Genomic DNA, 23,905 nt, shown 5'->3' on the forward strand with positions numbered 1-23,905 from the left:
CGCACTTTTGCATTCAACTGATGCCCGAAGTCCACTTTGAGTTGGAAGGTGAATTCATCGAGCTCAACCAGCTGCTGAAGCTGGTCGGGCTGTGCGACAGCGGCGGCATCGGCAAGCAGATTGTGGCTAGCGGCATCGTATCGGTCGATGGCCGGCCGGAGCTGCGCAAAACCGCGAAGATCCGCAGCGGTCAGACGGTCACCCTCGAAGATGTCCTAATTCGAATCGTCTGAACGCAACGCGCCTCAGAGCATGCGGCACCGATGACATATGCGCTCGAATTGCCAATCGGAGAAATAGGTATCCACAAGAATCAGGACAGCCATGCGCTGCAATCCCAGCCCAGCTGTGTCTGCAGCTGTTCGGTGTCTTGCCTGAAGCAGGTCAGCAGTAACTGTCGGTCGCTGTCGGCCATTGGTTCCGGATACGGATAGGCATGCACTTGACGTGGCGTGATGCCCTGCAGGTGCGGTACGCCGAGGAAATCGCAGATCTTTGCCAGTACGGCCTCCGGCTGGGCCTGCAGGCGTTCATGGCGCAGAATCAGGGTTTGCTCGCGTGGAAAATGCTGCCAAAGGCGTGTTAGCTGCCGGGCATACAGGCCGCGCCGGATACAGGTGTAGCCGGATGCATCGCTATCCGGCGCGCCCGCCATGATGGCCAGCTCGCGCTCCAAGGCTTCCCGGAACGTGACCCGGCTTTCTCCGCGCGCGCGGAACATGTTCCAGTGCGAATAGGCACGACGGACCGGATCACGCAGCACGGCAATCAGCTTCATATCCGGGTTGTAGGCGCGGATGCGCGGCATCACTTCCGGCTTGTAAAGATACATTGGCGTGGTTTCACCGAGCAATCGATGCCGCGCATCCGGCGCGAACCAGGCATGATAAGCGGCGTAATCCGGGATGCCGCCGGCGAAGGCGGCATCGTCGTCAAAGTAGTGCAGTTCCTTTTTCGAGGGAAAGCACAGCAGCGGATGCTGGCGCAGGTAGAAATCCAGCGCGGTGGTGCCGCATTTCTGGGCACCGCAGATCAGGAAATCAACCCGGCTCATGCCGCCGGCCTCAAGCCGAAACCGCCAGCTTTTCGTTGTGGTAACGGCGTGCCGCGATCCACCACAGCAGCGCGCCCAGTCCGAAACCGCAGGCCAGATACACGCCCCACTCGGCAGCACTGATGGTTTCGCTGCGCACGATTTTCAGAATCATCTGGTTCTGCGCCAGGAATGGCACCGCAAACTGCCAGAGCGCGTTCTTCATCGGATTGACCATCAGGATGATGGTCGGCAGAATCGGCAGCATCATCAGGATCGACATATAGCTCTGCGCTTCCTTCACCGATTTGGAGCCGGCGGCAATCGCGGTCAGCAGGCAGGTGCCGATCAACACAATCGGTACCAGTACCAGCAGCAGTTGTGCCACTTGCAACCAATCCAAACTGAGCTTGATGCCCAGGCTCGGCGCCAACATAAAGCTGAACTTAAACGACACTAAAGTCAGCAACAGGCCGAGCAAGCCAAACGAGGCGGCGGCGGTAATCTTGCCGCTCATGATCACGCCGCGCGCGGCCGGCGTGGCCAGTAAAGGCTCCAGCGATTGCCGTTCGCGCTCACCGGCAGTAGCATCAATCACCAATGCGGCGCCACCCAGGAAGCCCGTTAAAATCAGTAGATAGGGCAAGAAAGCCAAGGCTTGCCCGATTCGGCTTTCGGGGGTTGCCAGGTCTTTGTAATCCAAGCGGACGGCTTGATTGGCCATCGGACTGATGCCGCGTGAAAGCAAGCGCAGGGAGCCGGTAGTGTTGCTGTAATTCTGTAGCAGAATTTTCAAGCGCTTCAATGGTATTTCCGTGTCGCTACGCGAGCTGTCGTGCAAGATTTCGATGGCAGCCGGCTCGCTATTACGCCACTTCTCTGCATAATTTGCAGGAATCGATAGAATGACATCGACATTCTGGGCGGCGATTTCGCCTTCCGGATTTTTTGGTGCCGGTTTGATGATGACGTTCTGTCCAGCCAGGTAGTTAATCAGATTGGGCGCGCGCTCTGCGCCAATCACCGGCAATTCCAGGGGATTTTCCACCTGGGTGGCGATGCGGTTGCTGGCCAGTTTGCCCATGCCAAGAATCAAGACGGGAAACAAAAGTGGCGCCATTAACAGCGATAGATAAAAAGTCTTTCTATCGCGGAACAAATCCAGCAATTCTTTTCTGATGACCGAAATCAATGCGTTCATGCGTGCAAGCCCTCTTCACTGCCAATGACTTTGACGAATGCTTCTTCCAGATTGGATTCACCGGTATTCCGTCGAATTTCGTCCGGCGTACCATTGGCCACCACCTTGCCATGGGCGATGACCACGATGCGGTCGCATAGCGCCGCCACTTCCTGCATGATGTGGCTGGAGAAAATCACGCAGCGGCCTTCGGCTTTGAGCTGCAGCAGAAATTCGCGCAGGCCCCGTGTGGTCATCACGTCCAGACCATTGGTCGGCTCGTCGAGAATCACGTTCTTTGGATCATGAATCAAGGCACGTGCAATCGCGGTTTTGGTGCGTTGCCCCTGCGAAAAACCCTCGCATTGGCGGTCGATGAACTCACTCATGCCCAGGGTGGCTACCAGGCGCTCCGTGCGCTCGGCAATCAGCGCTTCGCTCATGCCATGCAGGCGCCCGAAGTAGGCGATGTTTTCACGCGCGGTCAGGCGCTTATAGACACCGCGCGCATCGGGCAGCACCCCCAAGCGCGAGCGCACTTCATACGATTGCGCGGTTGTTGAAAAGCCGTCAACCGTGATTGTTCCACTGTCGGCACTCATCAAGGTATACAGCATGCGCAGCGTGGTTGTTTTGCCCGCGCCGTTCGGGCCCAATACGCCGGTAATTTCACCATCACGAGCGCTGAAGCTGACGCCCTGTACGGCATGCACGGCACCGGTTTTGGCGGCAAAGCTTTTATGCAAATCAGTAACATCAATCATAAATAATCCTTTGTGTTCCTGGCGGTGAGCCTGGGAATATCGATATGAAGGCCAATTAGGGTTCAGAACCGTAATAGCCGGTGAACATCGAGGCGTAAGTGAGTTTGTCCATGCAGCCAGAGTCCAGTTTTTTGGTGTCCGCAGTGTCCAGGAAACTAGCGAATACTTTCGGCATGCAGCCAATCGGCAACACATTATGACCAGTGCCTTTGGCGATGATGTGTTTGGAATTCGGCAAGTGTTTGGCCACCATATCGCCATAGCGCGGCGGGGTGACCGGATCGAATTCGCCGGATAAAATCAGGACCGGCAAATCGCCTTTCAGCGGCGTACGGTAATCGGCCGGGCGTGCTTTATGCGGCCAGACCGCACATTGTGCTTTCATCAGCTCCACCAGGCCTGTGCCGAGCAGCCGTTTGCTGTCTTCAGGATCCACAACAAGATCCGGAACATCTTCGCCGCACATGACCGACAGCTGCATGCCATGCATGATCATGTCGCTGATATCGCGGTTGACCATTTCGCTCAAGGCCATCAACGAATCGACATTGCCTTTGTTGGCCTCGGAAAATTGCAGGGGCAGCAGGCTGGCGGCAATCGGCTGATAGGCCAGCAAGCGGGTCAGCACGGCCAGATGCCCGGAACTGAACTGGCCGTCTTTCCATTCGCCGGTCAGCGCATCGCGGTAACGTACCGGCACCGGACCTTTAGCCAAGGTGGCTAACAGGGTATTCAGCTGAGCGCGTGGATCACCGAGTTTTTCCCGGCATACCTTGTCCTTGCTGCACTGGGCAAATTGCATGTCCAGCGAGCTTTCCAGATTTTTGGCATGATCTTGGCCCAACACGATTTCCAATGGTGCAATGCCATCGATGGTGATGGTGCGGGTTTGTTTGGGATAGCGCTTGCCATACAGCTGTGCCATGCGCGTGCCGTAGGAAATACCGATCAGGTTGATCTGCGCAGCGCCAATGGCTTTGCGCGCGGCATCCAGATCCTGGATGGCATCGGTACTGCTGAAGTGCTGCACAGCCACTTTGCCTTCAAACTGCGCGGCGCAGCGTTTGGCAAAATCAACCGCGGCTTCGGGCGTGTAATCTTCATCATCGACGACAGCACTGTTGCCTTGTTCATTGACGCACTTCAGCGGGCTGGAATCGCCGGTACCCCGCTGATCGAGCAGAATAATGTGGCGCTTCTTGCGTGCTTCAGCAAATGCGCCGGCTAACGACGGAAAACTGCCGCGTGCAGCCTGGCCCGGGCCACCGGCCAGCATGAAAATCGGATCCGGTTCAGCCTCGCCAGTGGCCGGCAGCCAGGAAATGGCCAGGCTTAGTTTGCGTCCATTCGGGTTGGCATGGTCTTCCGGTACCTGCAGCGTGCTGCAAAACGCCATCAACGTTTCGGCGCCCTGTGCCAAGGTGCAGGGCTTGAAGCTCAGGCTGCCCAATTTGCGGCTCAAGTTCACTTTGGCCGCGGCGGCTACCGGCTTGGCTTTTTCCGTGCCTTTCTCTTCTTTGAACAGATAAGGTTTGGCCAGAAACACGCCGGCGGCAACCAGCACGGCGGCATTCAGCCATTTTTTATGCTTGTCTTGCATGCTTAATCCTCTTGAAAAATCGTTTCGATCGGCAATTCGAACAGGCGCGCCAGTTTGAATGCCAGTTTGATGCTTGGATCGTACTTCTCGGTTTCAATCGCGTTTACGGTCTGACGCGAGACATCGAGGCGCTCGGCCAGCTCGGCCTGTGACCAACCGTACTGTTCGCGCAGTTGCCGGACGCGGCTTTTCATGCGCGGAACCGCCAGATGCCGATGCCGCGGATGACGATATATGTCACGGCGATGACCAGCACCAACACCGACAGCATCTCGCGCGTGCTCAGATTCAGCACTTGAAAATCGTGCAATAGCATAAGGCCGAAGCCTACCAACATGCCGGCCATTGAGGACACCGCCATCGCATCCATTTCGATCTTGCGTTCCAGCTCGTCGCATTCACTGAGGTAGCGGAGGTGCAGCCAGAAAAGCCGCAGCAAGGGCAGCATCGGCAGCATCGCCAGCCCGGCTTTGGCGACGGGCTTGTGTGCCGACGGCTCTAGCACATAGGCAACGACAATCAGCCCGATGAACAGCAGGAAGGGCAGGATGGATTTCAGGTAATAGCGTTTCAGGGGTGCGCGCATGAGTGTGGTGTCAAGTTAGCTTGACAAAATACTCTTATATTCTTGATGGTCTGTCAAGTCTGCTTTACATATTTTTTCTTATCCGGCCGTCCGCGCCCGCATCCGCGGCTTCAGACCGGGCTGCGGATGTTGCTGCTGGGTCGGGTACACCGAGGCCACCAGCGCGTAGAAATCGCCCGTCTCGCCCGGCGCTTTGGCCAGGGCGTCGTACTCGCGGTAAAGGGCCAAGAGCTTGCTGTACAGGTCCTGGGCCTGGTCCGGGCTGAGCTTCATCACGGTCCGGTAGGCCATCAGGGCGCCGGCCTCGGTGGGCAGTTTGCCGGTATTGATGCGGCCGCTGAGCAGGCCGTGGCTGATGTCGAGCCGGGTCTGGTCGAACACGAACCCGAGCAGGGCCTGACTGCGGGCCTGGTCACTTTGGCCGGCGGCGCCCTCGGGCGCACGGTCGACCACAAAGCTGCGGGCGCTGGCCCGGTAGTGCTTTTCCTGGATGCCGGAGACCTTGCGGGTGCGCTCCACGAAGATCAGCCCGTGCTTTTCCAGCTGCTGCAGGTGGTAGTACAGGCGGGTGATCGGGCAGTCCATTTCCGCCGCCAGCTGCTTGGCCGGCTTGGCGCTTTCGGCTAGACTGTAGACCAGATAGGAGCGACTCGGGTCCGCCAACACCTTCAGCGTCAACGGGTCGATAACTAACTGTTCTTGAATGGATTTGGCCATAATCCGTTTATTTATATGTACTGAATATTCAATATAATTGAATGATAGGGCGGCCTCCGTGATCTGTCAAACGCCCGCACCCACAGGGCCGGTTGCCACGGTATGATGAACCATGAGTTCGCCCCGCCCGTTCCTGCTGTGTGATGTGTTCGCCGCCCGCCTGGGCGCCGGCAACGGCTTGGCCGTGGTGCTGGACGGCACCCATCTCTCGACCGAACAGATGCAGGCCTTCGCGGCCTACATCAACCAATCGGAAACCACCTTCGTGCTGCCACCCACGCATGCGGGCGCCAGCTACCGCATCCGCATTTTCACGCCCGCCTCCGAGCTGCCGTTTGCCGGCCACCCGAGCGTGGGCAGTGCCCATGCCGTGCTGGAAGCCGGATTGGCACAGGCCCGCAACGGCGAACTGGTTCAGGAATGCGCGGCCGGGTTGTTGCCGCTGCGCGTTATCGGCGAGGGCGCCGCGCGGGTGATCTCGGTGCGTGCGCCGCGTGGCCACCTCTTGCCCAGCTCCGAAACCGCCATCGCGTTGTTGCCGGCCGCTTTGCAGGGCATGCGCCTGGGCGAACTGCCGCCGGCCTTGATCAATAACGGGCCGCTGTGGTGGTGCGTGCCATTGGCCGATGAAGCGGCGGTACGCAGTTTGCAACCGGCGCAGGCCGATATTGCCGCGCTGAACTTCGCTACGCAGTCGGTGGGTTTTGCGGTGTTTGCCAAAGCCGATGCCGGTGAGTATCAATTGGTGGTGCGGGCGTTCTGCCCGGCCGACAATATTCCCGAAGATCCGGTGACCGGCAGCGCCAATGCCGCCATTGCGGCGTATTTGCATCAATGTGGCGCGCTGGCACCAATTGGCAATCCGTACACCGCCAGCCAGGGCCGCGAACTGGGCCGTGATGGTTTGGTGCAAGTGCGGGTGGATGATGAAGGTGAGGTGTGGATTGGTGGAAAGACGCAGATGGTGATCAACGGAACTATGGATTGGGAATCCCGGGAGCGCGCATAAATTTTTGCGCAATGCGTGAATTTCCCCTACAGCAATTGAACAGAGATTATTTGCTGGACACGTACTTTTCGCGGCGGATGTGCTGCACCGACAGTCCGAATTCTTTCAGGGCTTCGAAACTGGCATCGACCATGTTCGGGTTGCCGCACAGGTAGGCGATATCGTGCGCGCCGTTCGGCACCAGTTCGGCCAGTTGCTCCTGCACATAGCCGCGCCGGGCATCGGCGGTGGCGTTGGCCGGCACTTCGCGGGAAAAGCAGGGCATGAAGCGGAATTTCGGATTTTCCGCGGCGAAGGCGTAGAAATCCTCGCGGTAGATCAGATCTTCTTCGGTGCGGGAGCCGAACAGCAGCACCACGTCCACGCCACGGGTGTCCATCATGTGCTTGAGCTGCGGCAGCATGGCGCGGTAGGGGGTGACCCCGGTGCCGGTGCCGATCAGCAGATAGCGGGCGTTCTGGTCTTTCTCGTTCAGGCAGAACCGGCCATAAGGGCCGCTGCATTGGATCTGCTGGCCTTCATCCAGCGCGGTGAACAGGGCCGAGGCGGCGCCGCCGGGCACGAAGCTGACCGCGATTTCAACGGTGTCGTTCACCCCGAAGGCGTGGTCGTGCTGGGTTGCCAGCGAGTAGCTGCGTTTGGTCGGGCTGCCGTCTGGGGCGTTGAAATGCACCTGGATGAACTGGCCGGCGATGAAATCAAGGGCTTGGCCATCATCGCGGGCGAATTCCAGATGGCGCACACTCGGCGCCAGCATGCGGCTGTCAACCAGTTTCAAGGGGAAATGTTCTGCCACAGGGACCTCGGTATCAAAAGAAAGATTCAGTGCGGGCGGCGAGCCCGATATACTAGACGTCTGAAAGTGAAAGACCCGCCACGTCGGAAAATCGCATGACCCAGCCCGCGCTCTGCATTACATCCTTGCACAAGACCTATGATAACGGAGTGATGGCCCTCAAGGGGGTCTCGCTGGATGTGGCCCCCGGCGATTTCTTCGCCCTGCTCGGCCCGAACGGAGCCGGTAAATCGACCCTGATCGGGGTGGTCAGCTCGCTGGTCAACGCCACCTCCGGCAGCGTCTCGGTGTTCGGCATCGACCTGATGGCCGACCGTTCCGCGGCCATGCGCCAGATCGGTCTGGTGCCGCAGGAAATCAACTTCAACATGTTCGAAAAACCGATCGACATCCTGGTCAATTACGCCGGTTTTTACGGGGTGCCGCGCGCACGGGCGCTGGAACGCGCCGAAGTGCAACTCAAAGCCGCCCATCTCTGGGAAAAAGCCGAGGTGATGAGCCGTACACTGTCGGGCGGCATGAAGCGCCGGCTGATGATCGCCCGTGCCATGATGACCGAACCCAAGCTGCTGATCCTGGATGAACCCACCGCCGGCGTCGATATCGAAATCCGCCGCGGCATGTGGAAGACCCTGCAGGACGTCAACGCCGCCGGTACCACGGTGATTCTGACCACGCATTATCTGGAAGAAGCCGAAAGCCTGTGCCGCAATCTGGCCATCATCGACAAGGGCGCCATCATCGAGCAGGGCCCGATGAAAACCCTGCTGGCCAAACTGGATGTGGAAGGCTTCGTGCTCGACATCAACGGCGCACTGCCTGAAACACTCCCGCAGATTCCAAAGGTCGACCTGCAATCTCCCGACAGCCACACCTTGGTGGTGGAAAAACCGCGCGACCTGCCCTTGAATGTTCTGTTCGATGCGCTCGCCGAATCCGGCATCACCGTGCGCTCGATGCGCAACCAGACCAACCGCCTGGAAGAACTGTTCGTGCGCCTGACCGCCAAGGAGCCCGCGGCATGAGCAATCCGAACTTCACCGCGTTCAAAACCATCGCCCGCCGCGAAGTGGCGCGCATCCTGCGCATCTGGGGCCAGACCCTGGTGCCGCCGGCGATCACCATGACCCTGTACTTCCTGATCTTCGGCAAACTGATCGGTTCGCGCATCGGCGATATGGGCGGCTTCGATTACATGGATTTCATCGTGCCCGGTCTGGTGATGATGTCGGTCATCCAGAACGCCTATGGCAACATAAGCTCCAGTTTCTTCGGCGCCAAATTCGGCCGGCATGTGGAAGAACTGCTGGTCAGCCCGATGCCCAATCACGTCATCCTTGCCGGTTACGTGGCCGGCGGCGTACTGCGCGGCCTCATGGTCGGCCTGATCGTGCTGGCCATCGGCATGGCCTTCACCCATGTGCGCGTGCCGCATCCGCTGATCATGATCAGCACCATCCTGCTCGGCGCCATCATTTTCTCGCTGGCCGGGTTCGTCAACGCCGTGTATGCCAAGAAATTCGACGACATCGCCATCGTGCCGACCTTCATTCTGACCCCGCTGACCTACCTGGGCGGCGTGTTCTATTCGGTGCGCGTGTTGCCGGAATGGGCGCAGACCGCGACCCAGGCCAACCCGATTTTCTACATGGTCAACGCTTTCCGCTACGGACTGCTCGGCGAGAACGCCACCGACATCAACATCGGCATCTCGTATGCGGTCATGCTGTTCTTCGTGGTCGCGCTCGGCGCACTCGGCCTGTGGCTGCTGAAACGCGGCACCGGTCTACGCAGCTAAACGACTTATGTCCGGATTGAATGCGCCGCAGCAAGCGGCGGTGGCGTATGTCGAGGGTCCCTTGCTGGTGCTGGCCGGCGCCGGCAGCGGCAAAACCAAAGTCATCACCGAGAAGATCGCGCACCTGATTCACAGCAAGACCTTCCCGCCCGAACAGATCGCCGCCATCACCTTCACCAACAAGGCCGCGCGCGAAATGCGTGAGCGCGTGGCCAAGCGCATTTCCAAAACCGCGGCCGAAGCGGTCACCGTCACCACCTTCCATTCGCTCGGGCTGCAGTTCCTGCAGGCTGAAGCCAAGTTGGCCGGATTGCGCCGCGGCTTTTCCATTTTCGATACCGACGACCAGCAAGGCATTCTGAAGGAATTGTTGCCGGCCGGCGCCGACAAGGACGCGCTGTACGCCGCACACAACTGGATTTCGAAAGTGAAGAACCTGGCGCTGTCGCCCGAGCAGGCCGCCGAAACCGCAGCCACCGTGCGCGAACGCCAGATTGCCGAACTGTACGCGCGTTATCAGGCGCGGCTACGGGCCTTCAACGCGGTGGACTTCGACGACCTGATCCGCCTGCCGCTGCAGGTACTGGAAGCCGATGTCCAAGCACGCACACGCTGGCAGGCCAAGATCCGCTATCTGCTGGTCGACGAATGCCAGGACACCAATGGCGCCCAGTACCGCATGATCAAAGCGCTGGCCGGTAGCCGCGGCATGTTCACCTGCGTCGGCGACGACGACCAGAGCATTTACGCCTGGCGCGGCGCCCAGCCGGAAAATCTGGATGAACTCGGGCGTGATTATCCCGCACTGAAAGTCATCAAGCTCGAACAGAATTACCGCTGCAGCGCACGCATCCTGCGCGCCGCCAATACCGTCATCGCCAACAATCCGCACGCGCATCTGAAGCAGCTTTGGTGCCAGCATGGCGAGGGCGCGCGCATTCGGGTCTGGTCGTGCAAGAACAACGAACATGAAGCGCAGCGCGTCGCTGCCGAAATCCAGTATCTGGTGCAGGCGCACAGCCTGCCGTATTCCGAATTCGCCATCCTGTTCCGCGGCAACCATCAATCGCGGCCGCTGGAAAAGGAACTGCAGCTGCTGAAGATTCCGTACCACATCACCGGTGGCACCGCTCTGCTCGAGCGCGGTGAAGTGAAGGACGTGATGGCCTGGCTGCGCTGTATCGCCAATCCCGATGACGATGCCGCGTTCCTGCGTGCGGTCACTTCGCCCAAGCGCGAAATCGGTGCCACCAGTCTGGAAAAGCTGGCGCATCTGGCGCAGCAGGCGCATATCCCGATGGCGCTGGCGGCTCAGAACAGCAGCATGCGTACCGCACTGTCTGCACGCCCGGCCGCGGCCCTGTCCGAGTTCGTCGGCCTGCTCGCGCGTTTGCGCGAACACGCCAAGAAAGCCCCGGCCGCCGACATCGTGCGTGCGGTGGTGAACGACTCCGGCATACTCAACCAGATGCGGGTGGAAACCAAAAACGAAGCCCTGTTCCTGCGCCGCAAGGAAAATCTCGAAGAGCTGGCGCAGTGGTTCGGTTCCGACCGACGCTCCTCGGGTGCCGGTGATCTGGCCGCGCAGCTGGCACTGCTCTCGAACGCCGACCGCGGCGAACCGGGCAATCAGGCGCGCTTGATGAGCCTGCATTCGGCCAAAGGTCTGGAATTCCGCACCGTGTTCATCGTCGGCTGCGAGCAAGGCAGCCTGCCGCATCAGGCCAGTCTCGATGAAGGTCAGCTGGCCGAAGAACGCCGCCTGTTCTATGTCGGCATCACCCGCGCCAAAGAGCGTCTGATTCTGGCGCACAGTGCCGAGATCAAGCGCTGGGGCGAACAGGTCAACCTGCTGCCCAGCCAGTTTTTGGATGAACTGCCGGAAGCCGATCTGCATCGCGATGGTGTGGTGGTGGAGGGTCAGGAAGAAGAAAAGCAGGCGCGTGCCAGTGCCCACCGACAGGCAATTTCCGCCCTTTTTGACAGCTGATTCCGGCAACTTTGCTATGCTTGAAGCCTGCCCCTGCAACGGAGTTGCCGTGTTGCTGAACCGCCTGTCCCGGATCGCTCTGCTCGGCCTGCTGATGCTGGCCGGTTGTCGTGCGCCTTGGGATGCCGGCAAGGCCGCACAGGCCAAAGCCGATGCCGAGGCCGTCATGCACAGCCTGCAGGGCCCCGACATGCTGCGCTACCGCAGCTTGACCCTGCCGCCCGAGCAGCAGGCGGCTCTGGCCCGGGATTGGACCGCGATTCGTCGGAAAGTCGCACTGGATGCCAGCGAGCAGGAAACCTTCAATAAGTTGCTGACCCGCTTCATTGAGCCCCGCGCCGAAGCGCATCTGCAGCGCGATCTGAACGCCAAGATTAAGCCGCTGAAAAGCGAAATTGACAGCAAATGGCCGCTGATGCAGAGCAGTTTGACGCTTTTGCTGCAAGGTTGGATTGAAACCAATGGCCAGCTCAGTGTCTCCGAAAAGGCCCATGGCAAGGCCTTGGTCAAGGCCATCATCGAGCAGATGCCGGCCGAATGGTTGCAGGACAAAGACTTCCGCCAACGTGCGTTCAACCAAATGGTGGCCATTGCCCGCGATTCCGGCATTCAGAGTTACCAAGACTACAATTCCCTCGATTACACGCAATTTCACAGCAAATTGGCGCATTTTCTCGCCGGTTTGAAGGAGTTGGGCCTAATTTATGGTCTGGACTGGAACGCCGGCCAAAAGCGCCTGCAGGTCACCGTCATTGCCCAGTCCGGCAACACCGCCCAGGTCCGCATCCGCTACCCCTTGGGTCAAAAATGGGTAGAATTCCCCATGGATTTGATTGAACACAACGGCCATTGGTACGACGCTTCGGCCGCCGCCCTGCTGCAAAGCACGCTCGCCGCGCGCTGAGCATCCGCCCTATGCCAGACGCCAAGCAAGCGACCTTGCCCTTTCCCGTCCACTACGAAAAGCCGCCCCTGTGGTTGCGGCTGGCTGCCTGGTTCCTGCGCCCGTGGATCGAGATTTCACGCGAACCGGTGGTGCCGCCGTTTCAGGTCGACCGTCCGGTCTGCTATGTGCTGGAAAATTACGGGCTGACCAATCTGCTGATCCTCGACCGCGCCTGTCGCGATGCCGGCCTGCCCTCGCCGCTGGCCTCGCTGCCCGGCAATCCGCTCGGCCGCAAACGCTCGTATTTCGCGCTGTCGCGCCGCGGCGGTTCCAGCGGCATCAATGCGGCCAAGAACAAGCGGCATTCCGATGCGCTGTCACGGGTGATCATGGCGCACCGTCTGTATCCCGAGCAGGATGTGCAGTTGGTGCCGGTGTCGATTTTCGTCGGACGCGCACCGGCCCGCCAATCCGGTTGGTTCTCGGTATTGTTCTCGGAAAACTGGGCGCTGGTCGGCCGCTTCCGCCGTTTCGTGTCGGTGTTGCTGAACGGCCGAGACACGCTGGTGCGCTTCTCGCCGAGTTACCGCGTGCGCGACATGCTCGCCGAGGACATTCCGCACGAGCGCCTAGTGCGCAAGGCCCAGCGCCTGCTGCGCGCCCACCTGCGCAAGGTGCGCGCCGCCGTCATCGGCCCCGATCTGTCCACCCGCCGCCTGCTGGTCGACCGCGTGCTGGATGCCGAGCCGGTACGCAAAGCCATCGCCGAACAGGCGCGCCGCGACAAAAGCAGCTACGCCCAGGCCTGGAACAAGGCGCACGAATGCGCTTGGGAAATCGCCGCCGATTATTCGCATCCGGTGGTGCGCTCGCTGTCGTTTGCGCTGACCGGATTCTGGAACCGCATCTATGACGGCGTCATCATCCATCACATGGAGCTGCTCAAGGAAGCCGCGCCCGGGCATGAAGTGGTTTATGTGCCCTGCCATCGCAGTCACATGGATTACCTGCTGCTCAGCTACCTGCTGTACACCAAGGGCATGGTGCCGCCGCACATCGCGGCCGGGGTCAATCTCAATCTGCCGGTGATCGGTCCGATCCTGCGCCGTGGCGGTGCCTTTTTTCTGCGCCGCAGCTTCAAGGCCAACGCACTGTATTCGGCAGTATTTTCGGAATATGTGGCGCAGCTGGTCGGCGGCGGCTATTCGCTGGAATACTTCATCGAAGGCGGCCGCTCGCGCACCGGACGCCTGATGGCGCCGAAAGGCGGCATGATTGCGATGACGGTGAAAGCCTTCCTGCGCGCGCCGCAGCGGCCGGTGGTGTTCCAGCCGGTGTACATCGGTTACGAGCGTCTGATTGAAGGCAAGAGCTATCTCGACGAACTGTCCGGCCAGCCCAAGGAAAAAGAAACCATCTGGGCCTTGATCAAAGCTGCATCCGAAGTGCTGCGCGAACATTACGGCAAGGTCACCGTCAATTTCGGCGAACCGGTGTATCTGGACCAGAGCCTGGCGCGTCACGCGCCGGACTGGCGGGCCGAACGCGACAACGAAGACGGCAAGCTGCCGTGGCTGTCGACCGTGGTCGACGAACTGGCGCAGAACATCCATGTCAACATCAACCGCGCGGCCGATGTCAACCCGATCAATCTGCTGGCCTTGGCGCTGCTGTCCACGCCCAAACACGCCATGGATGAAAACGATCTGATTGAACAGATCGAGTTGTCCAAACGCATCCTCAGCTGCGAACCCTACGGCCCGCGCGTGACCGTGACCGCCATGGATGCGCGCGCCGTCATCGCTTACGGCGAAGACATGGGCGCGGTCACCCGCACCAAGCATCCGCTCGGCGACGTACTGTCGATGCCGGGCGAAACCGCCGTTCTGCAGAGCTATTTCAAGAACAACATCCTGCACCTGTTCAGCGCCGCGGCGTGGATTGCGCTGTGTTTCCAGAACAACCGCCGGCTGTCGCGCCACGGCCTGGTCAGTCTCGGCTTGAACGTGTATCCGTTCATGAAGAGCGAATTGTTCCTGCCCTGGAACGATGTTGAATTCGCCGAGCGTCTGAATCGCACTATTGATCTGTTCATTCGCGAAGGCTTTTTGACCACCAACGGCGAGGACAGCGAAACCCTGTACCGCGCGCCCGGCCAGACTGACGAGGTGTTCCATCTGCGCGCCATCGCGCACAGCATGCAGCAGGCCTTCGAGCGTTATTTCATCGCCATCACCACCTTGGTCAAAAACGGCAGCGGTGCACTCAGTGCCTCCGAGCTGGAAAGCCTCTGCCATCTGACCGCCCAGCGCCTGTCGCTACTGTACGCGCCGGCGGCGCCGGAGTTCTTCGACAAGTCCCTGTTCCGCGGCTTCATCGCCAACATGCGCGAACAGAAACTGATTTGGCTCAACGAAGCCGGAAAGCTGGAATTCGACCAGCGCCTGAATGATTGGGAGCAGGATGCCCGTCTGGTGCTCAACCGCGAACTGCGGCACACCATCCACAAGATTTCGCCGGATGCGGCGGCACCGAAAACCAACGCGCCGGAATCAGGCGTTTAAGTCGGGAATCAGCAGGTTTTCCAGAACCGAAATCTGGTCTTTGATCTTCAGTTTGCGTTTTTTCAGACGCTTGATGCCGAGCTCGTCATCGGGCCGGTTGCGGATGAATACTTCAATGGCGGCATCCAGATCGCGGTGCTCGGTGCGCAGCTCGAGCAGCATGGCGATGTATCGGCGCTGGGTGAACGGATCGAGCATTCGGGAGTCCGCGGACGGGGCAACACAGGTAGAATAAACCAAGCCGTATCTCTTTTGGAATCCGCATGTTTTTCCGCAATATCGTCCTGTTCGCCCTGCCTGAAATCCACCGCCTCGATCTCGAAACCCTGGAAAACGTGCTGTCCGCCCACGCCCTCAAGCCGGTCGGGCCGCTGGCCATGCAATCGCGTGGCTTCGTGCCGCCGCTCGGCAGCGGTGCCTATGTGCAGCGCGCCGGACACAGCCTGTGGCTCAGTCTCGGCGGCGAAGACCGTATTCTGCCGTCGGCGGTGGTACAGCGCGAGTGGCAGGCGAAAATCGCCAAACTGGAAGATACCAAGGGCCATCCGCTCGGCAAACGCGCCCGCAGCCAGCTCAAGCAGGAGACCCTGGACGAGCTGATGCCGCGCGCCTTCGTCAAGCCCTCGCGCACCCATGCCGTCATCGACCCGAAGGCCGGCATTATTGCCATCGATACCTCGTCCGTGAAAGCGGCCGAAGCCTTGGTCAGCAAGCTGCGCGAGGCTTTCGGCAGCTTTCCGGCATTGCCGCTGCAGACCGCGCAATCGCCCCGCGCCATGCTGACCCGCTTTCTGCTCGGCGAGGCGCTACCGGAACACTGGTTTCTCGGCGAGGAATGCGAGCTCACGGATCCTGCCGAAAAAGGCGCGGTGGTGAAGTGCCTGCGTTCCGATCTGGCCAGCGAAGAAGTACTGGCGCATCTGCATGCCGGCAAACAGGTGACCCGCTTGGCGGTGCTGGCCGATGCCCAACTCGCCTGCGTCATCGGCGATGATCTGGTGTTGCGCAAATTCAAACTGCTGGAAGCTGCGGTCGACGGTCTGGAAAACGCAAATACCGAATCGGTGGAAGATGAATTGATGGCGCGTTTCGCGTTGTTCGGTGCGGAACTGGCCCGCTTTTATGCGGTGTTCGCCAAAGCCTTCGGCGTGAGCGCCAAGGCGGCCTGATGTTCGGCCTTGGCCGGAAAGCGGCTTCCGCGCCCGAAGGCCAATGGCTCGAGCGCGATGGCGAACGCTTCTGGCTGCCCTGGAAGAAGCATGCCAGAGCCCGCCGTCTGAAGTTATTGGTCGGCAGCAATGGTCCGCGCCTGACACTGCCGCCGCGCGTTTCGGAAAAAGCCGCACGTGCCTTCGTGGCCGAACACTGCGATTGGCTGTGGTCGCAGTGGGCGCGGCATGCCGATATCCAGCAATCACCCCTGAGCATCGGCGCGGTGGCTGAACTGCCCTGGTTCGGACAACGGCTGCCGGTGCAGTGGCATGCTGACCGCGCCCTGCATATCCTGCGTGAAGACATGCACTGGCGCATCCACACCAGCACCCGCAGCAGTGACCGGCAATTGCAGGCGGCCTTGTTGCAGGCCTATCGGCAGTACGGCCAGGGCTGGTTTCTGCAGCGTGCGCAACGCTATCTGCCGGAGCTTCCGAAGCCTCCCGCCGCCGTGCGCGTGAAGCCGCTACGCTCCTTGTGGGGGTCGCTCAATGTCGCTGACACCATCACCTTGGATGTGGCACTGTTGTTCGCACCGGAGCCGGTCGCTGAATATGTGCTGGTGCATGAGCTCTGCCATTTGCTGCAGCGCAACCATTCGCCGAAGTTCTGGCGCGAGGTGGAAGCGCGTTGCCCGGACTGGCGAGACCACCGCGATTATCTGCGACTGCAGGGACCGACCATCAAGGCCGAGGCAAGGCGGCTGTTCGGTTAGTTGCCGGAACGTTCCTGACAGCGCACGCCGCGTTCCAGACAGAACGTGACCTGGATGAAGTTTCCGGAACTGCGGACCGGCTTACCCTGCTTCACCGCCGGCAGGTATTTGCTCTGCTTCAGCGCGGACAGCACCGGGTAGGACAGGTAATAGCCTTCGTGCTGGATGAAATCGAAATTCTCCGCACGTCCGTATTCGTTGATGTCGAAGCGGACCTGCACGTTGTAAGTCCGGCCGGGATCGGCGGTATTGATCCAACTCAGGGACGGCTCGAACACCGGATAGGTCAGGAACATCGGATTCCGATCCACGTGTGCGAACAGCGCATCCAGTTCCTCGCTGCGGCACAGCGAGAAGGCGTCCGGACTGCTGTCCAATGATTTCGACAGCGATAGCGTCCGGAACAGACCCAAGCAGGCCTGGTTAAGCTGTTTCATGTTGTTCAGATCATGGGCCCGCTGGATCTGCGTGGTATATACCGCAGTGGCTTCGCGGTAGCGGCGCTCGGCAATCAGCAGCTCGGGATTGACCCGCTTTACAGAGGCCGCCGTGCCGTTTTCAATCGGCGAGGGCAGGCTGGTGCGTGCGCTGACCACCTCGAAACTGTCTTTGAGCTGGGCGACGGCATTGACGCTGGCTACCAACAGTGTGGCGGCGACGAACAGACTCGTACGCATGATTCTCCCCTTTCACGCATCGTGTAAGGGATTATGGCACTTTCGCGTGGGATGTCCAGAACGCCGAAATCCAGGCCGCGACCTCGGCCGGTTTATCCATGTGCACATGGTGCGTGCCCGGAATCACGTGCATTTCGCCCTTTTTGAGGCAGGCGAAACGTTCATTGCGGATTTCCGGTTGGAAATACACCGGCGCCGGATCTGCGGCCAGCAGCAGCACCGGGCATTCGATGGCGACCAGCCAATTGCGTACCGTTGCCTCCTCGGCGCGCATGTGCGAGGGCCACATCAGGCGCGGGTCGCTGCGCCATTGATAGCCGCCTTCCACCGGCTTCAGATTGCGCTCCACCAGCAGGCGTGCGGCCGCTTCCGATTTTTCCGTGGCTTGCAGGCGCGCCCTGACGGCCGTGGCGATGTCGGGAATCAGGCGCGGCACCGAGGCCGGCTTGCGGCGTCCGGCGATGGCCTTGCGCAGGCGCTCCGCCGCCTGTTCGCCGGGCCAGGGTGGCGGGCCGAGCGCTTCGATCAGCGCCAGCGACAGCACACGTTCCGGTGCACCGGCGGCAACCACCGTGGCCAGCGCGCCGCCGAGCGAATGCCCGAGCAGATGCGCCTGCGTCCAGCCGAGCGCATCAAGGACATCCAGGATGTCGTGCAGCCAATCCACGAAGGCGTAATCGTAGCCGGCCGGAATATGCGTGCTGGCACCGTGACCGAGCATATCGATGGCGACCAGATCGGCATCGGCCAGATACGGCGCCATCGGAAGGAAACTGGCGGCGTTGTCGAGCCAGCCGTGCAACGCCAGCACCTTCGGGCCATTTGGCTTGCCCATTCGCAGGGCGGCGATGCGGCCGCGCGAAGTGTCCAGTGTGAATTCCTGCGGACCGCTCATCCCTGGCTTTCCAGCACCTGCGCCAGAGCCGCCACATGTCCCGGTTCGTCGTTCAGGGCGCCGATGTAACGCAGCTCCTCACCACCGGCCTGTTGGAACAAGTGGGCGTTCTCCACGCTGATTTCTTCCAAGGTCTCCAGACAGTCCACGGCGAAGCCGGGACAGACCAGATCGAGCGTTTTGAATCCATCGCGTCCCATCTGTTCGAGGGTTTTATCGGTATAGGGCTGCAGCCAAGGCTCGCGCCCGAAGCGGGATTGGTAAGTCATCAGCCATTGCTCCGGCGTCAGTTCGAGCCGTTTAGCGATGGCCTCCGCGCTTTCCCGGCACTGCTGTGGATAGGGATCGCCGCGCTCGGCGAAGCGCTGTGGAATGCCGTGGAAGGAAAACAGCAGACGCTCGCCGCGTCCGTGCAGATCCCAATGGTTGCGGATGCGTGCTTCCATGGCATCCAGCCAGGCCGGATGACGGTGGTATTCGCGGATGAAACGCAGATTCGGCACGCGTTCCTGTTTCAGATAGTACCGGGTGACGGCATCGAACACCGAAGCGGTGGTGGTGGCCGAATACTGCGGGTACAGCGGCAGCACGGTCAGCTCCTGCAGATCCGGATAGTCGGCCAGCACCGCGGGCACCGATGGATTGCCGTAACGCATGGCCAACCGGACCTCGGTATTCGGCATCTGGTGCTGCAGTTTGTCGGCCAGACCCTGCGAGTACACCAACAGCGGTGAGCCTTTCGGCAGCCAGATTTTGGCGTAATTGCCGGCGACACGGCCCGAGCGAATCGGCAGAATGATGAAATGCAGCAGAATGCACCACAACCAGCGGCTGAGATCGACCACGCGGTAGTCATGTAGGAATTCGGCCAGATAACGCCGCACCGCGCCGGCGGTCGGGGCGTCCGGGGTTCCCAGATTGACCAGCAGAATCAGGCGTTGGCGGTTTTTCATCGACATGGTTTGAACTTCCGGCGCTAAAATGAATCCAAGGTAAACAATTGTAGGTGAACCCGGCGTCAGGGGTTATCATTATCCAATACGCTGAGGCTTGCCTCCCACTATAAAGGAACCCGCTATGCGTGCCCTCTTTACCGCCATTCTGCTGTTTGCCGCCGCCAGTGTTTCCGCCAACACCACGCCGGACGAGCGCACCCGTTCGGCCACCACCGTTCTCAAGGAAATGTCGGCGATTCCGGAGAACTCGATTCCCGAACGCCTTCTGGCCGAGGCCTATGCCATCGCCGTGGTGCCGGATCTGACCAAAGCCGCGTTGGTGTTCGGCGGCCGGGGCGGCAAGGGCGTGATTTCGGTGCGCGGCGCCGACGGCGCCTGGTCGAATCCGAACTACATCAATGTCGGCGGCGGCAGCTGGGGCTTCCAGGCCGGCGTGCAGAAATCCGACCTGATTCTGGTGTTCACCAGCAAGAGTGGGGTCGATGGCATCATCAAAGGCAAGTTCACGCTTGGCGCCGATGCCGCGGTCGCGGCCGGACCGGTCGGCCGCAACGTGCAGGCCAGCACCGATGAAAACCTGAAAGCCGAAATTTACAGCTATTCCCGTTCCAAGGGCCTGTTCGCCGGCGTCGCCATTGACGGTACCGTCATCCGCATCGACCGCAAGGCCAACGAAACCGTGTACGGCGACATGGCCTCGCCCGCCTCGATATTCGACGGCCGTACGCAAACCCAGAATCAGGCCATCATCGACTTCCGCAACCAGCTGGAAGAAGGCAGCAGCCGTCAGGCCAAGAAATAATCCGCGGTAAATTCATCTCAGGAGCAGTGTCATGGTAGGTATGCGGGAATTGATCATCATTCTGGTCATCGTGTTGCTGATATTCGGCACCAAGCGTCTGGCCAACATCGGCAGCGATCTGGGCGGCGCCATCAAGGGCTTCAAGAAAGGCATGAAAGACGAAGACGCCAAGCCTGAAACCCTCGACCAGAAAAAACCCGACAGCGACAAGCAAGCCTAAACATGTTCGACGTCGGTTTCAGCGAGCTGCTGATCATCGCGGTGGTCGCGTTGCTCGTGCTCGGTCCGGAACGTTTGCCGAAAGCGGCACGTTTCGCCGGCCTGTGGGTCCGCAAGGCGCGTGCGCAGTGGTATTCGGTGAAGTCGGAACTGGAGCTGGAACTGGCCCAGGAAGAAATGAAAAAGCACCTGCACGAGGCCGAAAACAGCATCAAGGCGCCGGTGCAGGCGCTGTCCGAAAATCTGCAGCAGGCGGAAACCGAACTCAACCGCAATATCGATGAAGCGGCCGAGTCCGTGGGCTCCGGACACCGCAGCGAAAGCGGTGCCGGTGCCGAGGAAATGGATGTGCCGGCGGAAAACGCCATGCCGGCGCCGGATGGACCGGTTGATGAACGCCTGGCCGATGACGGCCCGGATGACACCCACCCCAAACAGGGCGCGCTCTGGTGACTGCCGGCAACGAACAATCCCTGATGTCGCACCTGCTTGAGCTGCGCCAGCGTCTGTTGTACGCGGTGGTGGCGGTGCTGGCGGTGTTCCTCGTGCTGCTGCCGTTCGCCAACCCCTTGTATGCCTGGTTGGCCGTTCCGCTCAAGGAAACACTGCCGCCGGGCAGTCAGCTGGTCGCCATCGAGGTCGCCTCCACCTTCTTCGTACCGATGAAGCTGGCGTTTTTCGCGTCTCTGTTCATCGCCGCGCCATATATCCTGTTTCAGATCTGGGCTTTTGTGGCCCCGGCGCTGTATGAGCGCGAGAAAAATCTGGCGCGCCCGCTGTTGTTCGCAGCCTCTTTGCTGTTCTATCTGGGCTGCGCCTTCACCTATTTCGCCTTGCTGCCGGTGATGTTCGCTTACCTGAACTCGACCGCGCCGGAAGGCGTGGCGATGATGACCGACATCGGCAAATACCTTGATTTCGTATTGGTCTTGCTGTTGGCCGGTGGCGTCAGTTTTGAAGTCCCCATCGCGGTGCTGGTTGCGGCGTTGCTGGGCTGGGTCAAGGTCGAACAACTGGTTGAATGGCGCGGTTACGTCATCGTCGCCATCTTCATCATCGCCGCCATCATCACGCCGCCCGACGGTTTGTCTCAGATCATGCTGGCACTGCCGATGTGGGCTCTCTACGAAGTCGGCATCGTGGCGGCACGTCTGCTGCTGAAAGCCAAGGCCCGGAACGCGCCGGCATCCCCGGCGGAATAGACCATTACATTCGTTTGCAGGGCCGTCAAATGCGGCTCGGTCGCACGGTTTTGCTATGCTAGGCGATGAATTCATTCTGGCTCCGGCCCAGGCGACAATGACCGCTCCCGCATTCCTGCTTTTCGGCGCCCATGGCGATCTGGCCCTGCGTATGCTGTGGCCGTCACTGTTCCGACTGCATTGCGACGGCTCGCTGCCGGAAGAAATGGCCCTGTACGGCGTCAGCCGCAGCGGCGCCACCGCCGAGTTGCATGCCCATCTGCACAAGGCGCTGGCCGATGAATTGAACGAGGGCAACCGTCACCGGCTTGACGCATTCCTGGCCAAAACCGAATTCGTCAATCTCGATGCCGGACATGCCGCCGATTACGTCGGCTTGGCCGATATCCTGCAACGCGCCGACCGCCATGTCGCCATCAGTTATCTGTCAATGCCGCCGGATCTGTTCACGCCGATCGTGGCCAACCTGCAAAGCGCCGGGCTGATTGATCCGCGCACGCGGGTGATTCTGGAAAAACCGATCGGTAAGAATCTGGCCAGCAGCCGTGCCATATCCGATGGCGTCGCCGGCGCGCTGGCCGAGTCGCAGACCTACCGCATCGACCACTACCTGGGCAAGGAGGCGGTGCAGAACTTGCTGGCATTGCGTTTCGGCAACGCCATCTTCGAGCCGCTGTGGAACAGCCATCACATCGAAAGCGTGCACATCACCATCGCCGAGTCGCTCGGCATCGGCGGGCGCTGGAGCTACTACGATAAAAGCGGCGCCCTGCGCGATATGGTGCAGAACCACATGCTGCAGTTGATTTCGCTGATTGCCATGGAACCGCCGGTGAACGGCAGTTCCGAGGCCATCCGCAACGAAAAAATCAAAGTGCTGCAGGCCTTGCACCCGATCACCGAAGCCAATTTCGCCGACCGCGTGATTTTCGGCCAATACTCGGCTTCCGCCGATAGCCGTCTGCCGGGATACAACGAGGAAGCCGATGCCGCCGAGGTCAGTGATACCGAAACCTTTGTGGCCATCAAGGCGTATGTCGATAACTGGCGTTGGAAAGGCGTGCCGTTTTACCTGAAAACCGGCAAGCGCCTGGCATCGAAACATACCGAAGTGATCATCACCTTCAAGGAAGTGCCGCAGTTTCTGTTCGGTCAGAAACCGGATGCCGATCTGTGCAACCGTCTGGTTATCCAGATGCAGCCGGATGAGTCGATCACGCTTGAAATCTTCAACAAAACCCCGGACGTGCATGAGTTCGTGCTGAAGCCGGTCGCGCTCAATCTGGAAATCAATGAGGCCGGCAACGGTAAAGTGCGCCACATCGCCTACGAGCGTCTCATCCGCGATGCCATCAAGGGTGATCGCACCTTGTTCGTGCGCCGTGATGAGCTCGAACAGGCCTGGGCCTGGATTGATCGGATCCATGCCGCCCGCAAGGCCGCGCAGGCGCCGCTGCTGCATTATCCGGCCGGCTGCCACGGACCGGATTTCGAATGAAGCCGAGCAATCAGCAACAGGGTCCGCGTTGGCATGTGCACGCCAATGCCGCCACTATGGCCATTGCGTTGTCGCAGCATCTGCAGCAGCTCAGCCATGCTGCCATCGCCGATTACGGCAGTGTCCGTATCGGTCTGGCTGGCGGCAGCACGCCGATGGCGGCCTATGCCGATTTCGCCGCTGCCATGTTGCCGTGGTCGCAAGTGCGTTTGGCCTTGATCGATGAACGCTGTGTGCCATTGAGTGATGCCCAGAGCAATGAGCGCGCCATCGCGGCTGCGTTCGCCGGCGTACGTGCACAACTGGGCGCTTGGCAGGGCTTGTATACCGAAACCGCCGATCCGGCCGCCGCCGCCGATGCGGCCATCCGAGACTTCGGATTGCCGCTGGACATCACCGTAATCGGCATGGGTGCCGATGGCCACATCGCGTCGCTGTTCGTGGAGAGCGCCGATTACGACGCGGCCATGGATGCCGCTGCCAAGCGTGCCGTAGTGCCGATTCGGTTCAGTGCTGAAGAGGGCAAAACCGACCGCCTCAGCTTCACCCTGCCGGCCTTGCTGCAGACGCGGCGCGTGCTGTTCTGCATCAGCGGTGCCGACAAGCGCGATGTGCTCGAACGCAGCCTGGATGGCCGCGCGCCGCAGTACGCCGTCGCCCGCTTTCTGGCCGGATACGATAGTCCGGTCGACATTTTCTGGAGTCCCGCATGAGCATCCATCCGGTCATCGCGCAGGTTACCGCGCGCATCGAACAGCGCAGCCGCGAACTGCGTGCCGATTACACCGCACGTATGCAGGCGCAGA

General features: G+C 60.5%; 27 protein-coding genes. 15 read left to right on the forward strand and 12 right to left on the reverse strand.

Annotation, left to right across the window (positions count from 1 at the left end):
* The first annotated feature begins 20 nt into the window (after positions 1-20).
* Entirely contained in the window at positions 21-233 is a 213-nt protein-coding gene (locus tag ACIQ1A_RS08515) for an RNA-binding S4 domain-containing protein (protein ID WP_395770667.1), read from the forward strand.
* 80 nt (positions 234-313) lie between these two features.
* Here ACIQ1A_RS08515 and ACIQ1A_RS08520 read toward each other — a convergent pair whose 3' ends face one another.
* The 7 genes from ACIQ1A_RS08520 to ACIQ1A_RS08550 form a co-directional block, all read right to left on the reverse strand.
* On the reverse strand, positions 314-1,054 hold the full coding sequence (locus ACIQ1A_RS08520) for a sulfotransferase family protein (RefSeq protein WP_395770642.1): 741 nt from the start codon (positions 1,052-1,054) through the stop codon (positions 314-316).
* 10 nt (positions 1,055-1,064) lie between these two features.
* Positions 1,065-2,234, reverse strand: a complete 1,170-nt coding sequence (locus ACIQ1A_RS08525) for an ABC transporter permease (RefSeq protein WP_395770643.1) — start codon at positions 2,232-2,234, stop codon at positions 1,065-1,067.
* Positions 2,231-2,977 carry an ATP-binding cassette domain-containing protein gene (locus ACIQ1A_RS08530; RefSeq protein WP_395770644.1) on the reverse strand — a complete coding sequence of 249 codons (747 nt, stop codon included), beginning with the start codon at positions 2,975-2,977 and terminating at the stop codon, positions 2,231-2,233. Before ACIQ1A_RS08530 ends, ACIQ1A_RS08525 begins: the two co-directional genes overlap by 4 nt.
* Before the next feature lie 55 nt (positions 2,978-3,032).
* Entirely contained in the window at positions 3,033-4,577 is a 1,545-nt protein-coding gene (locus ACIQ1A_RS08535) for an alpha/beta hydrolase (protein ID WP_395770645.1), read from the reverse strand.
* A 2-nt stretch (positions 4,578-4,579) separates the two neighbouring features.
* Complete coding sequence (locus ACIQ1A_RS08540) at positions 4,580-4,771, reverse strand: helix-turn-helix transcriptional regulator (RefSeq protein ID WP_395770646.1); 192 nt, start codon at positions 4,769-4,771, stop codon at positions 4,580-4,582.
* Positions 4,768-5,163: a hypothetical protein gene (locus tag ACIQ1A_RS08545; RefSeq protein WP_395770647.1), complete on the reverse strand. Its 396-nt coding sequence runs from the start codon at positions 5,161-5,163 to the stop codon at positions 4,768-4,770. The genes ACIQ1A_RS08540 and ACIQ1A_RS08545 overlap by 4 nt, the downstream gene beginning before the upstream one ends.
* Positions 5,164-5,241: 78 nt before the next feature.
* The gene (locus ACIQ1A_RS08550; RefSeq protein ID WP_395770648.1) at positions 5,242-5,880 is read right to left on the reverse strand and encodes a helix-turn-helix domain-containing protein; all 639 of its coding nucleotides are present in this window, start codon (positions 5,878-5,880) and stop codon (positions 5,242-5,244) included.
* A 112-nt stretch (positions 5,881-5,992) separates the two neighbouring features.
* Here ACIQ1A_RS08550 and ACIQ1A_RS08555 point away from each other — a divergent pair, with 112 nt between their 5' ends.
* Positions 5,993-6,889, forward strand: a complete 897-nt coding sequence (locus tag ACIQ1A_RS08555; protein ID WP_395770649.1) for a PhzF family phenazine biosynthesis protein — start codon at positions 5,993-5,995, stop codon at positions 6,887-6,889.
* A gap of 46 nt (positions 6,890-6,935) precedes the next feature.
* Here the strand turns inward: ACIQ1A_RS08555 and ACIQ1A_RS08560 are convergent, their stop codons facing one another.
* Positions 6,936-7,685, reverse strand: coding sequence for an FAD-binding oxidoreductase (locus tag ACIQ1A_RS08560; protein ID WP_395770650.1), 750 nt, complete (start codon positions 7,683-7,685; stop codon positions 6,936-6,938).
* Positions 7,686-7,780: 95 nt separating this feature from the next.
* Here ACIQ1A_RS08560 and ACIQ1A_RS08565 point away from each other — a divergent pair, with 95 nt between their 5' ends.
* The 5 genes from ACIQ1A_RS08565 to plsB are packed head-to-tail and all read left to right on the forward strand — an operon-like array spanning position 7,781 to position 14,923.
* Positions 7,781-8,710, forward strand: coding sequence for an ABC transporter ATP-binding protein (locus tag ACIQ1A_RS08565; protein ID WP_395770651.1), 930 nt, complete (start codon positions 7,781-7,783; stop codon positions 8,708-8,710).
* The gene (locus tag ACIQ1A_RS08570; protein WP_395770652.1) at positions 8,707-9,483 is read left to right on the forward strand and encodes an ABC transporter permease; all 777 of its coding nucleotides are present in this window, start codon (positions 8,707-8,709) and stop codon (positions 9,481-9,483) included. The genes ACIQ1A_RS08565 and ACIQ1A_RS08570 overlap by 4 nt, the downstream gene beginning before the upstream one ends.
* A 7-nt stretch (positions 9,484-9,490) precedes the next feature.
* Positions 9,491-11,473 carry a UvrD-helicase domain-containing protein gene (locus ACIQ1A_RS08575; RefSeq protein ID WP_395770653.1) on the forward strand — a complete coding sequence of 661 codons (1,983 nt, stop codon included), beginning with the start codon at positions 9,491-9,493 and terminating at the stop codon, positions 11,471-11,473.
* A 49-nt stretch (positions 11,474-11,522) separates the two neighbouring features.
* The gene (locus tag ACIQ1A_RS08580; protein WP_395770654.1) at positions 11,523-12,377 is read left to right on the forward strand and encodes a hypothetical protein; all 855 of its coding nucleotides are present in this window, start codon (positions 11,523-11,525) and stop codon (positions 12,375-12,377) included.
* Positions 12,378-12,388: 11 nt separating this feature from the next.
* Positions 12,389-14,923 (forward strand): glycerol-3-phosphate 1-O-acyltransferase PlsB, encoded by a 2,535-nt coding sequence (gene plsB, locus ACIQ1A_RS08585; protein ID WP_395770655.1) that lies wholly within the window; start codon positions 12,389-12,391, stop codon positions 14,921-14,923.
* Here the strand turns inward: plsB and ACIQ1A_RS08590 are convergent.
* Complete coding sequence (locus tag ACIQ1A_RS08590) at positions 14,912-15,121, reverse strand: DUF465 domain-containing protein (protein ID WP_395770656.1); 210 nt, start codon at positions 15,119-15,121, stop codon at positions 14,912-14,914. The two genes, plsB and ACIQ1A_RS08590, sit on opposite strands and share 12 nt — an antisense overlap.
* A 65-nt stretch (positions 15,122-15,186) precedes the next feature.
* On the opposite strand from ACIQ1A_RS08590, the gene ACIQ1A_RS08595 reads away from it, so the two are divergent.
* Positions 15,187-16,092 (forward strand): recombination-associated protein RdgC, encoded by a 906-nt coding sequence (locus tag ACIQ1A_RS08595; protein ID WP_395770657.1) that lies wholly within the window; start codon positions 15,187-15,189, stop codon positions 16,090-16,092.
* A complete protein-coding gene (locus ACIQ1A_RS08600; protein WP_395770658.1) occupies positions 16,092-16,850 on the forward strand; it encodes a M48 family metallopeptidase in 759 nt (252 codons plus the stop codon). Before ACIQ1A_RS08595 ends, ACIQ1A_RS08600 begins: the two co-directional genes overlap by 1 nt.
* Here the strand turns inward: ACIQ1A_RS08600 and ACIQ1A_RS08605 are convergent.
* The 3 genes from ACIQ1A_RS08605 to hemH are packed head-to-tail and all read right to left on the reverse strand — an operon-like array spanning position 16,847 to position 19,375.
* The gene (locus tag ACIQ1A_RS08605; protein WP_395770659.1) at positions 16,847-17,527 is read right to left on the reverse strand and encodes an energy transducer TonB; all 681 of its coding nucleotides are present in this window, start codon (positions 17,525-17,527) and stop codon (positions 16,847-16,849) included. The genes ACIQ1A_RS08600 and ACIQ1A_RS08605 overlap by 4 nt on opposite strands.
* 31 nt (positions 17,528-17,558) lie before the next feature.
* Positions 17,559-18,422: an alpha/beta fold hydrolase gene (locus ACIQ1A_RS08610; protein ID WP_395770660.1), complete on the reverse strand. Its 864-nt coding sequence runs from the start codon at positions 18,420-18,422 to the stop codon at positions 17,559-17,561.
* Positions 18,419-19,375: a ferrochelatase gene (gene hemH, locus ACIQ1A_RS08615; protein ID WP_395770668.1), complete on the reverse strand. Its 957-nt coding sequence runs from the start codon at positions 19,373-19,375 to the stop codon at positions 18,419-18,421. Before hemH ends, ACIQ1A_RS08610 begins: the two co-directional genes overlap by 4 nt.
* A 124-nt stretch (positions 19,376-19,499) precedes the next feature.
* On the opposite strand from hemH, the gene ACIQ1A_RS08620 reads away from it, so the two are divergent.
* The 6 genes from ACIQ1A_RS08620 to pgl are packed head-to-tail and all read left to right on the forward strand — an operon-like array spanning position 19,500 to position 23,812.
* Positions 19,500-20,180 carry a lipid-binding SYLF domain-containing protein gene (locus tag ACIQ1A_RS08620; protein WP_395770661.1) on the forward strand — a complete coding sequence of 227 codons (681 nt, stop codon included), beginning with the start codon at positions 19,500-19,502 and terminating at the stop codon, positions 20,178-20,180.
* Between the two features lie 31 nt (positions 20,181-20,211).
* Positions 20,212-20,400 carry a twin-arginine translocase TatA/TatE family subunit gene (gene tatA, locus ACIQ1A_RS08625; protein ID WP_395770662.1) on the forward strand — a complete coding sequence of 63 codons (189 nt, stop codon included), beginning with the start codon at positions 20,212-20,214 and terminating at the stop codon, positions 20,398-20,400.
* Positions 20,401-20,402: 2 nt separating this feature from the next.
* Positions 20,403-20,852, forward strand: coding sequence for a Sec-independent protein translocase protein TatB (tatB, locus tag ACIQ1A_RS08630; protein ID WP_395770663.1), 450 nt, complete (start codon positions 20,403-20,405; stop codon positions 20,850-20,852).
* The gene (tatC, locus tag ACIQ1A_RS08635) at positions 20,849-21,601 is read left to right on the forward strand and encodes a twin-arginine translocase subunit TatC (RefSeq protein WP_395770664.1); all 753 of its coding nucleotides are present in this window, start codon (positions 20,849-20,851) and stop codon (positions 21,599-21,601) included. The genes tatB and tatC overlap by 4 nt, the downstream gene beginning before the upstream one ends.
* Before the next feature lie 55 nt (positions 21,602-21,656).
* On the forward strand, positions 21,657-23,099 hold the full coding sequence (zwf, locus tag ACIQ1A_RS08640; protein ID WP_395770665.1) for a glucose-6-phosphate dehydrogenase: 1,443 nt from the start codon (positions 21,657-21,659) through the stop codon (positions 23,097-23,099).
* Positions 23,096-23,812 carry a 6-phosphogluconolactonase gene (gene pgl / locus ACIQ1A_RS08645; RefSeq protein ID WP_395770666.1) on the forward strand — a complete coding sequence of 239 codons (717 nt, stop codon included), beginning with the start codon at positions 23,096-23,098 and terminating at the stop codon, positions 23,810-23,812. Before zwf ends, pgl begins: the two co-directional genes overlap by 4 nt.
* The last annotated feature ends 93 nt before the right edge of the window (positions 23,813-23,905 follow it).

This window comes from Arenimonas sp. (assembly GCF_044353605.1).
In the GTDB taxonomy this organism is placed as follows: Bacteria; Pseudomonadota; Gammaproteobacteria; order Xanthomonadales; family Xanthomonadaceae; genus Arenimonas.

What these genes read in the sequence shown, in the direction of transcription:
- ACIQ1A_RS08610 (WP_395770660.1), bottom strand. Translation starts at nt 18,422, where the DNA reads ATGAGCGGTCCGCAGGAATTCACACTGGACACTTCGCGCGGCCGCATC.
- ACIQ1A_RS08575 (WP_395770653.1), top strand. Translation starts at nt 9,491, where the DNA reads ATGTCCGGATTGAATGCGCCGCAGCAAGCGGCGGTGGCGTATGTCGAG.
- ACIQ1A_RS08550 (WP_395770648.1), bottom strand. Translation starts at nt 5,880, where the DNA reads ATGGCCAAATCCATTCAAGAACAGTTAGTTATCGACCCGTTGACGCTG.
- plsB (WP_395770655.1), top strand. Translation starts at nt 12,389, where the DNA reads ATGCCAGACGCCAAGCAAGCGACCTTGCCCTTTCCCGTCCACTACGAA.
- ACIQ1A_RS08530 (WP_395770644.1), bottom strand. Translation starts at nt 2,977, where the DNA reads ATGATTGATGTTACTGATTTGCATAAAAGCTTTGCCGCCAAAACCGGT.
- pgl (WP_395770666.1), top strand. Translation starts at nt 23,096, where the DNA reads ATGAAGCCGAGCAATCAGCAACAGGGTCCGCGTTGGCATGTGCACGCC.
- ACIQ1A_RS08595 (WP_395770657.1), top strand. Translation starts at nt 15,187, where the DNA reads ATGTTTTTCCGCAATATCGTCCTGTTCGCCCTGCCTGAAATCCACCGC.
- ACIQ1A_RS08540 (WP_395770646.1), bottom strand. Translation starts at nt 4,771, where the DNA reads ATGAAAAGCCGCGTCCGGCAACTGCGCGAACAGTACGGTTGGTCACAG.
- tatA (WP_395770662.1), top strand. Translation starts at nt 20,212, where the DNA reads ATGGTAGGTATGCGGGAATTGATCATCATTCTGGTCATCGTGTTGCTG.
- ACIQ1A_RS08590 (WP_395770656.1), bottom strand. Translation starts at nt 15,121, where the DNA reads ATGCTCGATCCGTTCACCCAGCGCCGATACATCGCCATGCTGCTCGAG.
- hemH (WP_395770668.1), bottom strand. Translation starts at nt 19,375, where the DNA reads ATGAAAAACCGCCAACGCCTGATTCTGCTGGTCAATCTGGGAACCCCG.
- ACIQ1A_RS08605 (WP_395770659.1), bottom strand. Translation starts at nt 17,527, where the DNA reads ATGCGTACGAGTCTGTTCGTCGCCGCCACACTGTTGGTAGCCAGCGTC.
- ACIQ1A_RS08555 (WP_395770649.1), top strand. Translation starts at nt 5,993, where the DNA reads ATGAGTTCGCCCCGCCCGTTCCTGCTGTGTGATGTGTTCGCCGCCCGC.
- ACIQ1A_RS08545 (WP_395770647.1), bottom strand. Translation starts at nt 5,163, where the DNA reads ATGCGCGCACCCCTGAAACGCTATTACCTGAAATCCATCCTGCCCTTC.
- ACIQ1A_RS08525 (WP_395770643.1), bottom strand. Translation starts at nt 2,234, where the DNA reads ATGAACGCATTGATTTCGGTCATCAGAAAAGAATTGCTGGATTTGTTC.
- ACIQ1A_RS08535 (WP_395770645.1), bottom strand. Translation starts at nt 4,577, where the DNA reads ATGCAAGACAAGCATAAAAAATGGCTGAATGCCGCCGTGCTGGTTGCC.
- ACIQ1A_RS08620 (WP_395770661.1), top strand. Translation starts at nt 19,500, where the DNA reads ATGCGTGCCCTCTTTACCGCCATTCTGCTGTTTGCCGCCGCCAGTGTT.
- ACIQ1A_RS08600 (WP_395770658.1), top strand. Translation starts at nt 16,092, where the DNA reads ATGTTCGGCCTTGGCCGGAAAGCGGCTTCCGCGCCCGAAGGCCAATGG.
- tatB (WP_395770663.1), top strand. Translation starts at nt 20,403, where the DNA reads ATGTTCGACGTCGGTTTCAGCGAGCTGCTGATCATCGCGGTGGTCGCG.
- zwf (WP_395770665.1), top strand. Translation starts at nt 21,657, where the DNA reads ATGCTAGGCGATGAATTCATTCTGGCTCCGGCCCAGGCGACAATGACC.
- ACIQ1A_RS08520 (WP_395770642.1), bottom strand. Translation starts at nt 1,054, where the DNA reads ATGAGCCGGGTTGATTTCCTGATCTGCGGTGCCCAGAAATGCGGCACC.
- ACIQ1A_RS08570 (WP_395770652.1), top strand. Translation starts at nt 8,707, where the DNA reads ATGAGCAATCCGAACTTCACCGCGTTCAAAACCATCGCCCGCCGCGAA.
- ACIQ1A_RS08565 (WP_395770651.1), top strand. Translation starts at nt 7,781, where the DNA reads ATGACCCAGCCCGCGCTCTGCATTACATCCTTGCACAAGACCTATGAT.
- ACIQ1A_RS08515 (WP_395770667.1), top strand. Translation starts at nt 21, where the DNA reads ATGCCCGAAGTCCACTTTGAGTTGGAAGGTGAATTCATCGAGCTCAAC.